The organism is Kitasatospora sp. NPDC029367, assembly GCF_055569135.1.
Genome location: NZ_JBVHYH010000039.1, coordinates 66,833 through 77,156, shown reverse-complemented (window position 1 = coordinate 77,156; position 10,324 = coordinate 66,833). Strand labels below are relative to the sequence as shown.

At 72.0% G+C, this 10,324-nt stretch carries 8 protein-coding genes; 4 read left to right on the top strand and 4 right to left on the bottom strand.

Annotation, left to right across the window (positions count from 1 at the left end):
- Positions 1 to 142 precede the first annotated feature (142 nt).
- The 3 genes from ACZ4W5_RS21640 to panB form a co-directional block, all read right to left on the bottom strand.
- Entirely contained in the window at positions 143 to 973 is an 831-nt protein-coding gene (locus ACZ4W5_RS21640; protein ID WP_360228102.1) for an ABC transporter permease, read from the bottom strand.
- A complete protein-coding gene (locus ACZ4W5_RS21635; protein WP_360228099.1) occupies positions 970 to 1,995 on the bottom strand; it encodes an ATP-binding cassette domain-containing protein in 1,026 nt (341 codons plus the stop codon). Before ACZ4W5_RS21635 ends, ACZ4W5_RS21640 begins: the two co-directional genes overlap by 4 nt.
- A 133-nt stretch (positions 1,996 to 2,128) precedes the next feature.
- Positions 2,129 to 2,998, bottom strand: coding sequence for a 3-methyl-2-oxobutanoate hydroxymethyltransferase (gene panB / locus ACZ4W5_RS21630; RefSeq protein WP_360228097.1), 870 nt, complete (start codon positions 2,996 to 2,998; stop codon positions 2,129 to 2,131).
- A 276-nt stretch (positions 2,999 to 3,274) separates the two neighbouring features.
- Here panB and ACZ4W5_RS21625 point away from each other — a divergent pair, with 276 nt between their 5' ends.
- The 3 genes from ACZ4W5_RS21625 (at position 3,275) to ACZ4W5_RS21615 (ending at position 6,942) form a co-directional block, all read left to right on the top strand.
- Positions 3,275 to 4,915, top strand: a complete 1,641-nt coding sequence (locus ACZ4W5_RS21625; protein ID WP_360228096.1) for an MFS transporter — start codon at positions 3,275 to 3,277, stop codon at positions 4,913 to 4,915.
- 140 nt (positions 4,916 to 5,055) lie between these two features.
- The gene (locus tag ACZ4W5_RS21620) at positions 5,056 to 5,685 is read left to right on the top strand and encodes a TetR/AcrR family transcriptional regulator (protein WP_360228093.1); all 630 of its coding nucleotides are present in this window, start codon (positions 5,056 to 5,058) and stop codon (positions 5,683 to 5,685) included.
- 195 nt (positions 5,686 to 5,880) lie between these two features.
- Entirely contained in the window at positions 5,881 to 6,942 is a 1,062-nt protein-coding gene (locus ACZ4W5_RS21615) for an endonuclease/exonuclease/phosphatase family protein (RefSeq protein ID WP_360228090.1), read from the top strand.
- Between the two features lie 25 nt (positions 6,943 to 6,967).
- Here ACZ4W5_RS21615 and ACZ4W5_RS21610 read toward each other — a convergent pair whose 3' ends face one another.
- Positions 6,968 to 8,722: an NAD+ synthase gene (locus ACZ4W5_RS21610; RefSeq protein ID WP_465656249.1), complete on the bottom strand. Its 1,755-nt coding sequence runs from the start codon at positions 8,720 to 8,722 to the stop codon at positions 6,968 to 6,970.
- Between the two features lie 176 nt (positions 8,723 to 8,898).
- Here ACZ4W5_RS21610 and glnA point away from each other — a divergent pair, with 176 nt between their 5' ends.
- Positions 8,899 to 10,260 carry a type I glutamate--ammonia ligase gene (gene glnA, locus ACZ4W5_RS21605; protein WP_360228084.1) on the top strand — a complete coding sequence of 454 codons (1,362 nt, stop codon included), beginning with the start codon at positions 8,899 to 8,901 and terminating at the stop codon, positions 10,258 to 10,260.
- Positions 10,261 to 10,324: the final 64 nt, after the last annotated feature.

The window sequence follows — 10,324 nt, the reverse complement described above, 5'->3', positions numbered from 1 at the left end:
CTCTACGCGCCCGCCCGCTCGCCCCCACCGGCCCCCCCCCTCCCCCCCCTCCCCCCCCCCCCCCCCCCTCCCCCCCCCCCCCCCGCTCGTACCGGGCGGTGTCCTGTCCACGGTCGCCGCCCGGCCCTCGTCCCCGGCTCGCTCAGGTCCGCTTGCGGAAGCGGGCCACCGCGAGCGGGGCGAAGATCGCGGTCGAGGCGGCGGACCAGATCAGCACGATCATCACCGGATGGGCCACCGCCCCTTCGCCGTTGAGCAGCGCGCGGGAGGCGTCGGCCAGCGCGGACAGCGGGTTGACCTTGGTGAAGGCCTGGAGCCAGCCCGGCATGGTGCTGGTCGGCGCGAAGATCGAGCTGCCGAACTGCATCGGCATCAGGACCAGCATGGAGACGCCCTGGACGGCCTGGGCGCTCTTCATCGACATGCCCAGCAGCATCGAGATCCAGACGATCGACATGCCGAACACCAGCGACAGGCCGACCGCGGCCAGCAGCTCCGGGACGCCGGTCTTGAGCTCGAAGCCGAGGATGAAGGCGAAGGTCAGCAGGATCAGGGAGGAGAGCAGGGCCCGCAGCGTCTCCGCCACGATCTTGGAGAGCAGGACGGCGGCCCGGCCGATCGGCAGGGTCCGGAAGCGGTCCATCACCCCGCTCTGGAAGTCGGTGTTCAGGCCGGTGCCGACGGCCAGCGCCAGCGTCATGCCGGTCTGTCCGAGCAGTCCCGGGATCATGAACTGCTTGTACTTGTCCTGGTCCCCGCCCATCATGGCGCCGCCGAAGACGTAGACGAACAGCACGGTGAAGACGATCGGCATCAGCACGGCGTCGAACATCGACTCCGGGTCGGCCTTGATCCGCATCAGGTTGCGGCGGGTCAGCGCGCCGATGTGGCGCAGGGTGGCGGACGGGCCGATCCGGGTCTCGTCGGCCGCCGTGTCCCGGACCGGGGCGGGGGTGAGGGTGGCGGTGGTCATGCGACGGGCTCCTTGACGGGGTCGGCGGCGGACGCGGTGGTCGCGTCGGCGCTGGGCTTGCCGGTGATGGCGAGGAAGACCTCGTCCAGGCTGGGCACCTTGGTGTCGATGCCGGCGATCGCGAAGCCGCGGCCGCCGAGCACCGCGATCACGGTGGTGAGCTGCTCCTCGCCGGTGAGCGGCACCGCGAGCAGGCCGTCGTCGGGGGAGAAGGTGGCGGAGGTGATGCCGTTCTCGTGCAGGCAGCGGGCCAGCTCCGGCAGTTCGGCCGGGTGGGCGGGGCGGACCTGGAGGATCTGGCCGCCGACCCTGGCCTTGAGCTCGGCGACGCCGCCGGCGGCGATCACCTTGCCCCGGTCGATGACGGTCAGCTCGTCGGCGAGCTGCTCGGCCTCCTCCATGTACTGGGTGGTCAGCAGCACGGTGCTGCCCTCGGAGACCATCCGCTGCACCTCGTCCCAGACCTCGTTGCGGGTGCGCGGGTCCAAGCCGGTGGTGGGCTCGTCCAGGTAGAGCACCCGGGGGCGGCCCATCATGCTGGCGGCCAGGTCGAGGCGGCGGCGCATGCCGCCGGAGTAGGTCTTGGCGATCCGCTTGGCGGCCTCGGTGAGCGAGAAGCGCTCCAGCAGCTCGGCGGCCCGGGCCTTGGCCTCCCGGCTGGAGAGGTCGAGCAGCCGGCCGATCAGGTAGAGGTTCTCGTAGCCGGAGAGCAGCTCGTCCACGGAGGCGTACTGGCCGGTCAGGCCGATGGTGCGGCGCAGCTGCTTGGGCTGGCGCAGGACGTCGTAGCCGCCGACGAACGCGGTGCCGGCGTCCGGCTTGATCAGCGTGGAGAGGACCCGTACCAGGGTGGTCTTGCCGGCGCCGTTGGGGCCGAGCAGGGCGAGGACGGTGCCTTCGCGGACGGTGAGGTCGACACCGTCGAGGGCCTTGGTGGTGCCGAAGTGCTTGACGATGCCGTGGACCTCGACGGCGTTCCCGGCTGTTCCCCGCGTGTTCGGGGCGGTCGCGATTCCTGTCATGCCCCCAGGTTGTCCGGCCCGGCTGTCAGCCCCCTGTCGCCCGCCCGGCCCGGCTGTCAGCCCGCTGTCACGGCCCCCACCGGCATGACAGCGCCCCTGCTCCGAGCGGCTCGGAGCAGGGGCGGGGGAGCCGTCAGTGGAAGCTGTGCTCCTCGGCCGGGAAGGCCCCGGTGCGGACGTCCTCCGCGTAGGCGCGGGCGGCCTCGCCGAGGACGCCGCGCAGGTCGGCGTACTTCTTGACGAACTTGGGCACCCGGCCCGCCGTCATGCCCGCCATGTCGGTCCAGACCAGCACCTGGGCGTCGGTCTCCGGGCCGCCGCCGATGCCGACGGTCGGGATCGCCAGCTGCTCGGTGACCTGGGCGGCCAGCTCGGCCGGGACGGCCTCCAGCACCACGGAGAAGGCGCCGGCCTGCTGGACGGCCTTGGCGTCGCGGAGCAGCTGGTGGGCCGCCTCGTCACCGCGGCCCTGGACGGGGTAGCCGCCGAAGGCGTGCACCGACTGCGGGGTGAGGCCGATGTGGGCCATCACCGGGATGCCGGCCTCGACCAGCAGCTCGATGGAGCGGGCGCTGCGCTCGCCGCCCTCCAGCTTGACCGCGCCGACCCCGGCCTCCTTCATCAGCCGGGCCGCGTTGTGCATGGCCTGCGCGGGCGACTCCTGGTACGAGCCGAACGGCAGGTCGGCGACGATCATGGCGCGCTGGGTGCCGCGGACGACGGCGGCGGAGAGCATCACCATCTGATCCATGGTCACCGGCACGGTGGTCTCGTAGCCGAGGTGGCAGTTGCCGGCCGAGTCGCCGACGAGCAGGACGGGGATCCCGGCCTCGTCGAACACGCCCGCGGTGAGGGCGTCGTAGGCGGTGAGCATCGCCCACTTCTCGCCGCGCTGCTTGGCGGCGGCGAGGTCGCGGACGGTCACGCGGCGGTTGGTGACCCCGCCGTAGAGGGTGGCGGTCGACGCCTGGTTCTGGGCAGGCGAAGGCGAAGAAGCGTTCATCGAACGGGCTCCTGAAGGGTTGTCGTCTCGTGGCGCCGTACGGCGTCCCCGGATCACCTCCATGCTTGCACGCCCCGGCGTGTGCGCAAAGAGGGGTGCGGTCGGCGGGGTGCGATCCACGCCACACGGGCCCTCGCGCCCCTCGGGCTTTGCCTCCATTTTACGAAACGGACTCGTCTCGTATCGTATTGGTGGCTACTCTGGTCCAGGGGGTTACGAGACGCAAGCGACTCGCAAATGCCCGCCAGTGCCACGCCAACACGGACGGGAAGACCAATGACCACCGCAGCCGCGCCACCCCGCGTACCGGAAGCCATCCACCGCCGGCGCTGGGCGATCCTGGGCACCCTGGTGCTCGCCCTGCTCGTCGTCGTGCTCGACAACTCGATCCTCAACGTCGCGATGAAGACCATCGCGACCCCCGCCCCGGTCGGACTGGGCGCCACCCAGAGCGACCTGGAATGGGCGATCAACTCGTACACCCTGGTCTTCGCCGGGCTGCTCTTCACCTCGGGCCTGCTCGGCGACCGCTTCGGCCGCAAGCGCGCCCTGCTGGGCGGGATGGTGGTCTTCGGGATCGCCTCGCTGCTGTCCTCGATGGCCGCCTCGCCCGGTGAGCTGATCGGCTACCGCGCCCTGATGGGCGTCGGCGGCGCGCTCGCGATGCCCGCCACGCTGGCGATCATCATGAACGTCTTCGAGCGCGACGAGCAGCCCAAGGCGATCGGCATCTGGGCCGGCGCGGTCGGCCTGGCCATCGCCATCGGCCCGATCACCGGCGGCCTGCTGATCGAGCACTTCTGGTGGGGCTCGGTCTTCCTGGTCAACGTGCCGATCGTGATCGTCGCGCTGGTCGCGATGGCCGTCCTGGTCCCCGAGTCGAAGGACCCGAACCCGGGCCGGATGGACCCGGTCGGTGTGCTGCTGTCGATCATCGGCCTGGTCGCGCTGATCTACGGCATCATCAAGGGCGGCGAGCTGGCCGACTTCACCGCGTTCGCGGCCTGGGGCCCGACCCTGCTGGGCGTGCTCGCGCTGGTCGCCTTCGTCTGGTTCGAGCGCCGCACGCCGTTCCCCGCGCTGGACGTCACCTGGTTCCGCAACAAGGTGTTCAGCGCCTCGGTGGTGGTCGTCGCGGTGATCTTCTTCGCGCTGATGGGCGTCTCCTTCTTCGGCGTCTTCTACACCCAGAGCGTGCGCGGCTACAGCGCCCTCCAGGCCGGTGTGCTGATGCTCCCGCTGGCCGCCGCCCAGCTGCTGTTCGCCCCCCGGGCCCGGCTGGTGGTCGACCGCTTCGGGGTCGCCGCCACCGCCGCGGGCGGCATGGTGCTGGTCGCGCTCGGCTTCGTCGGCTACACCGTGCTGACCGCGACGACCCCGATCTGGGTGCTGGTCGTGCTCGGCCTGGTGATGGGCGCCGGGATGGCCCACGTCATGCCGCCGGTCACCGTCGCGATCATGGGCTCGCTGCCCCGCGAGAAGGCCGGCGCCGGCTCCGCCGTCAACAACACCTTCCGCCAGGTCGGCGGCTCGCTCGGGGTCGCCGTGCTCGGCGCGGTGCTCTCCACCGTCTACCGCGACGGGATGACCGGGCCGCTGCACCAGCTGCCCCAGGCCGTGCAGGAGAAGGCCGGGGCCAACCTGGACCGGGCCGCCGAGTCGCTGGAGTCCACCCGGGCCTTCGTCGACCACGTCCCCGGGGGCCTGGCCGACGGGCTGATCGGCCCGGCGAACGACTCCTTCATCCACGCCATGCACGTGGTGGCCTCGCTCTCGGTCGGCATCTCGCTGGTCGGTGCGCTGGTCGCCTGGTTCCTGCTCCCGCGCCGCACCGCCGCCCCCGCGGGTGTTCCCGGCGGCCCGGACGGGCAGGTTCCCGGGCAGCCGGACCAGCCCCGGGCGGCCGCGGCCGCCTGACCGGGGGACGGCTGAGCGACAATGGCCCTGCCGGTCGGTGCCCCCGACCGGCAGGGCCGGGTCCTGGGCGAGGTCCCCCGGACCGACGGACCCACCGCGGCGCCCGTGCGCCCGGAACCAGTGAGGGAGAGGCAGCGGGGATGAGGACGGACACGCCGAGCGCCGACACCGGGCAGCCCTGCGCGGTGGTCCGCCGCGGCCGGCCCCGCAGCGAGGCCGCCGAGCAGGCCATCTTCACCGCCGTCGAGGACCTGATGGCCGACGGCAAGGCGCTGTCCGAACTCACCATCGAGGGCATCGCCACCGCCGCCGGCGTCGGCAAGGCGACCATCTACCGGCGCTGGCCCAACAAGGAGGCCCTGCTGGTCGACCTGGTCAGCCGGCTGGAGGAGCCGCTCCCGGCCCCCACCGGCGGCGGCGCCCGCGAGGACCTGATCGCGATGGTCGACTACATCCGCCGGCGGGGCCTGGCCAAGCGCACCCGCTGGGTGCTCAAGGCGACGCTCGGCCAGATGCAGACCCTGCCGGAGCTGCACCACGCCTACCGGGAGCGGGTGATCAAGCCGCGCCGCGAGGTCGGGATCCTCGCGATCCGGCGGGCCGTCGCCGAGGGCCTGATCCGCGACGACCTCGACGTGGAACTGCTCGGCGACCTGCTGATGGGGCCGATCCTCTACCGCAGCATCCTCTCGGACGACACCGACCTGGAGGACCCGGACCTCGCCCGCCAGCTGGTCGACTCGGTGCTCGAGGGCATCGGGCGCCGCTGAGGCCCACTCCTTCGTGCCCGACGTGGCCTGGCTCACCAAAGCGGGCCACGCCGGAACCCGCTCCCGGGGCCGCGCGTCTGTCCCGGCATAGGCTGAGCCGGGTATCCGATCGAACCGGCACCAGTCCGGCACCGCGCCCGTACCCCCACGGACCGGACAACGGACGGCGACGGCACGAGCGACGGGAGCCACGGCATGGCGCAGGCGGACAGCACCGAACGGACCACGGCCAGTGGCGGCGCGGGCATGGACGCGGGCGCGGGTGCGGACGCCGGCCGTACCGGCGGCCTCCTCGGCCTGCGGCACTGGGGCCGGGACGCCCGCGGCGCCGGCACCTGGCGGCGCGGACTGCTGATCGCCCTGCTGGCTCTGCTCACCGCCGTGCTGCTGGGCTTCCACGCCCAGGTGCCGAACAGCGTCGGCAACCTCGGCAGCCTGCTGGAGACCTTCCTGCCCTGGGTGGGCCTGGCGGTCCCGGTGCTGCTGGTGCCCGCGCTGCTGCGCCGCTCCGCCACCGCCCTGATCGCCCTGCTGGTGCCCGCCGTGCTGTGGGTCAACCTGTTCGGCGGGCTGCTCTCCGACAAGAGCGGCGGCAAGGGCGACTGGACGGTGGTCAGCCACAACGTCGCCGCTGGCAACACCGACGTGCCGGGCACCGTCCGCGGCCTGGTGGCCTCGAACGCCCAGATCGTCGCCCTCCAGGAGCTGGCCGGCAACCAGCTGCGGGAGTACGAGACCGGGCTCGCCGCGGCCTACCCGTACCACGCGGTGGAGGGGACGGTCGGGCTCTGGTCGAAGTACCCGATCGGCGAGGTCGCCCCGGTGGACCTGCGGATCGGCTGGACCAGGGCGTTCCGGGCCCAGGTCACCACCCCGCAGGGCCCGCTCGCGGTGTACGTCGCCCACCTGCCGTCCGTCCGGCTCAAGGCCGAGGGCGGGTTCACCGTCCACCAGCGGGACGTCAGTGCCCAGGCGCTCGGCGACGCCGTGCAGGCCGAGCCGGTGAAGAAGGTCCTGCTGCTCGGCGACCTCAACGGCACCATGAACGACCGCAGCCTGGCGCCGGTCACCTCGCAGATGCGCTCGGCCCAGGGCGCGGCCGGGGACGGCTTCGGGTTCAGCTGGCCCGCGGCGTTCCCGATGGCGCGGATCGACCAGATCATGAGCAAGGGCGGGCTCCGGCCGGTGGACTCCCGCACCCTGCCCCGGGACGGCAGCGACCACCTCGCGGTGGCCGCCGCCTTCACGTACAGCTGAGGCGTGCCTCGGGCCCCGGGTACGGTCAGCCGCGGCGCCAGCGGTTGGTGATCGGCAGCCGGCGGTCCCGGCCGAAGTTCTTCACCGAGATCTTCGGGCCCGGCGGGTACTGGCGCCGCTTGTACTCGGCGGTGTCGACCAGCCGGACCACCCGGTCCACCACGGCCGGGTCGAAGCCCGCCGCGACGATCGCGTCCCGGCCCTCGTCGCGCTCGATGTAGCGGTCCAGCACGCTGTCCAGCAGGTCGTAGTCGGGCAGCGAGTCGGTGTCCACCTGGTCCGGCCGCAGCTCGGCGGACGGCGGCTTGCCGATGGTGTTCTCCGGGATCGGCGGCACCTCGCCGCGCCGCACGGCCTCCTCGTTGCGCCAGCGGGCGAGGCGGAAGACCAGCGACTTGTAGACGTCCTTGATCGGGCCGTAGGCGCCCACCGAGTCGCCGTACAGGGTGGAGTAGCCGACCGCCAGCTCGCTCTTGTTGCCGGGCGCGAGCACGATGTGCCCCTCCTGGTTGGAGATCGCCATCAGCAGGGTGCCGCGCAGCCGGGACTGGAGGTTCTCCTCGGCCAGGCCGGTCAGCTCGGTGGCGGCCAGGTAGGCGTCGAACATCGGGGCGATGGAGACGGTCCGGAAGTGCAGCCCGGTGCGGTGGGCCAGTTCGGCCGCGTCGTCCCGGGAGTGCTGGGAGGAGTAGCGGCTGGGCATCGAGACGCAGTGCACGTGGTCGGGGCCGAGCGCGTCCACCGCGATCGCGGCCACCAGGGCCGAGTCGATGCCGCCGGAGAGGCCGATCAGCACCGAGCGGAAGCCGTTCTTGACCACGTACGCCCGGGTGCCGGAGACCAGGGCGGCCCAGATCTCGGCCTCGTCGGACAGTCGGGGCGCGATCTCGGCGGCGGGCCGGCCGGCGGGCACCGGGGCCGGCTCGTCGCTCAGTTCGGTGCGGACCAGGTGCAGCCCGTCGCTCAGCAGCAGGCCGTCGGTGTGGTCGCTGCCGGCGGCCGGCAGGTCGAGGTCCAGCAGCACCAGGTGCTCCTCGAACTGCGGTGCGCGGGCCAGGACTTCGCCGTCCGCGCCGACCACGATCGAGTCGCCGTCGAAGACCAACTCGTCCTGGCCGCCGACCATGTTGACGTACGCCAGGGTGCAGCCCGCCTCGGCCGCGCGGCGCTGCACCAGCTCCAGCCGCTGGTCGTCCTTGTTCCGCTCGTACGGCGAGCCGTTGATGACCAGCAGCAGGCCGGCCCCGGCCTCGCGGGCGGCGGTGACCCGGCCGCCGTCCTGCCAGATGTCCTCGCAGATCGCCAGCGCGACGTCCACCCCGTGCAGCCGCAGCACCGGCAGCTGTTCGCCGGGGACGAACCAGCGGTACTCGTCGAAGACGCCGTAGTTGGGCAGGTGGTGCTTGGCGAAGCGGGTGACCACCTCGCCCCGGTGCAGCACCGCGGCGCAGTTCTGCGGCGACCCCGCGGGGCGGCCGAAGCGCGGCGAGGCGTGGTCGGAGCGCCCGAGGTAGCCGACCACCACCGGCACCTCGCCCAGCCCGTCGTCGGCCAGCCGCCCGGCCAGCTCCACCAGGGCGCCGCGCGAGGCCTCGACGAAGGAGCCGCGCAGCGCGAGGTCCTCGACCGGGTAGCCGGTCAGGGCCATCTCGGGGAAGGCGACCAGCTGGGCGCCGGCCTCCACGGCCTGCTTGGTCCAGCGCACCACCTCATCGCTGTTGCGGGCGAGGTCACCGACCCAGGGGTCGATCTGGCTCAGGGCGAGACGGAGATTGGGCATGCTCCGAAGTCTAATCGTCTAACTGACGCAATGTCCCGTGCGGATGGTCGGAACCGGGGGTCGGCCCTGCCGTGCCGCGCGGGGATCGGCCATGATGGGGGCAATCGCTCGATGAGGTCTTTCGGGGGCCTCCCGGGCGTAACACGAGCGTAAAGAGCAGAGGTGAGACTGTCCCCATGGGCAAGCAGCAGCAGTTCGTGCTTCGGACGCTCGAGGAGCGTGACATCCGGTTCGTCCGGCTGTGGTTCACCGATGTGCTCGGGTTCCTCAAGTCGGTCGCGGTGGCGCCGGCCGAGTTGGAGCAGGCCTTCGAGGAGGGCATCGGTTTCGACGGCTCGGCGATCGAGGGATTCGCCCGGGTGTACGAATCCGACATGATCGCCAAGCCGGATCCGACCACCTTCCAGATCCTGCCGTGGCGCTCGGAGACCCCGGGCACCGCGCGGATGTTCTGCGACATCCTGATGCCGGACGGCTCGCCCTCCTACGCCGACCCCAGGTTCGTGCTCAAGCGCACCCTGGAGAAGGCCTCCGACCAGGGCTTCACCTTCTACACCCACCCCGAGATCGAGTTCTTCCTGCTGAAGAACCTGCCCGGCGACGGCACCGCGCCGATCCCGGCCGACCAGTCCGGCTACTTCGACCACACCCCGCGCGGGGTGGGCCACGACTTCCGCCGACAGGCCATCACCATGCTGGAGTCGATGGGCATCTCGGTCGAGTTCTCGCACCACGAGGGCGCCCCCGGCCAGCAGGAGATCGACCTGCGCTACGCCGACGCGCTGTCCACCGCCGACAACATCATGACCTTCCGCCTGGTCATGAAGGAGGTCGCGCTGGAGCAGGGCGTGCACGCGAGCTTCATGCCCAAGCCGTTCTCCGAGCACCCCGGCAGCGGCATGCACACCCACGTCTCGCTGTTCGAGGGCGACCGCAACGCCTTCCACGAGTCCGGCGCCGAGTACCAGCTCTCCAAGGTCGGCCGGTCGTTCATCGCCGGCCTGCTGCGGCACGCCGCCGAGACGGCCGCCGTCACCAACCAGTGGGTGAACTCCTACAAGCGGATCTGGGGCGGCTCCCAGCGCACCGCCGGCGCCGGCGGCGAGGCCCCCTCGTACATCTGCTGGGGCCACAACAACCGCTCGGCGCTGATCCGGGTGCCGATGTACAAGCCGGGCAAGCAGGGCTCCACCCGGATCGAGGTCCGCTCCCTGGACACCGGCTGCAACCCGTACCTCGCCTACGCCGTCACCCTCGCGGCCGGCCTCAAGGGCATCGAGGAGGGCTACGAGCTCCCGCCCGGCGCCGACGACGACGTGTGGGCGCTGACCGACTCCGAGCGCCGCGCCCTCGGCATCCAGCCGATGCCGCAGAACCTCGGCGAGGCCATCGACCTGATGCAGCGCAGCGAGCTGGTCGCCGAGACCCTGGGCGAGCACGTCTTCGACTTCTTCCTGCGCAACAAGCGCCAGGAATGGGAGGAGTACCGCTCCGAGGTGACCCCGTTCGAGCTGCGCAAGAACCTCCAGGTGCTGTGAGCAGGTCCTCTGAGCAGGTGCTCTGAGCGGCGGGCTCGAACCCCTCCGGCCCCTCCGGCCCCGC

What these genes read in the sequence shown, in the direction of transcription:
- panB (WP_360228097.1), bottom strand. Translation starts at nt 2,998, where the DNA reads ATGAACGCTTCTTCGCCTTCGCCTGCCCAGAACCAGGCGTCGACCGCC.
- ACZ4W5_RS21640 (WP_360228102.1), bottom strand. Translation starts at nt 973, where the DNA reads ATGACCACCGCCACCCTCACCCCCGCCCCGGTCCGGGACACGGCGGCC.
- ACZ4W5_RS21625 (WP_360228096.1), top strand. Translation starts at nt 3,275, where the DNA reads ATGACCACCGCAGCCGCGCCACCCCGCGTACCGGAAGCCATCCACCGC.
- ACZ4W5_RS21615 (WP_360228090.1), top strand. Translation starts at nt 5,881, where the DNA reads ATGGCGCAGGCGGACAGCACCGAACGGACCACGGCCAGTGGCGGCGCG.
- glnA (WP_360228084.1), top strand. Translation starts at nt 8,899, where the DNA reads ATGGGCAAGCAGCAGCAGTTCGTGCTTCGGACGCTCGAGGAGCGTGAC.
- ACZ4W5_RS21620 (WP_360228093.1), top strand. Translation starts at nt 5,056, where the DNA reads ATGAGGACGGACACGCCGAGCGCCGACACCGGGCAGCCCTGCGCGGTG.
- ACZ4W5_RS21610 (WP_465656249.1), bottom strand. Translation starts at nt 8,722, where the DNA reads ATGCCCAATCTCCGTCTCGCCCTGAGCCAGATCGACCCCTGGGTCGGT.
- ACZ4W5_RS21635 (WP_360228099.1), bottom strand. Translation starts at nt 1,995, where the DNA reads ATGACAGGAATCGCGACCGCCCCGAACACGCGGGGAACAGCCGGGAAC.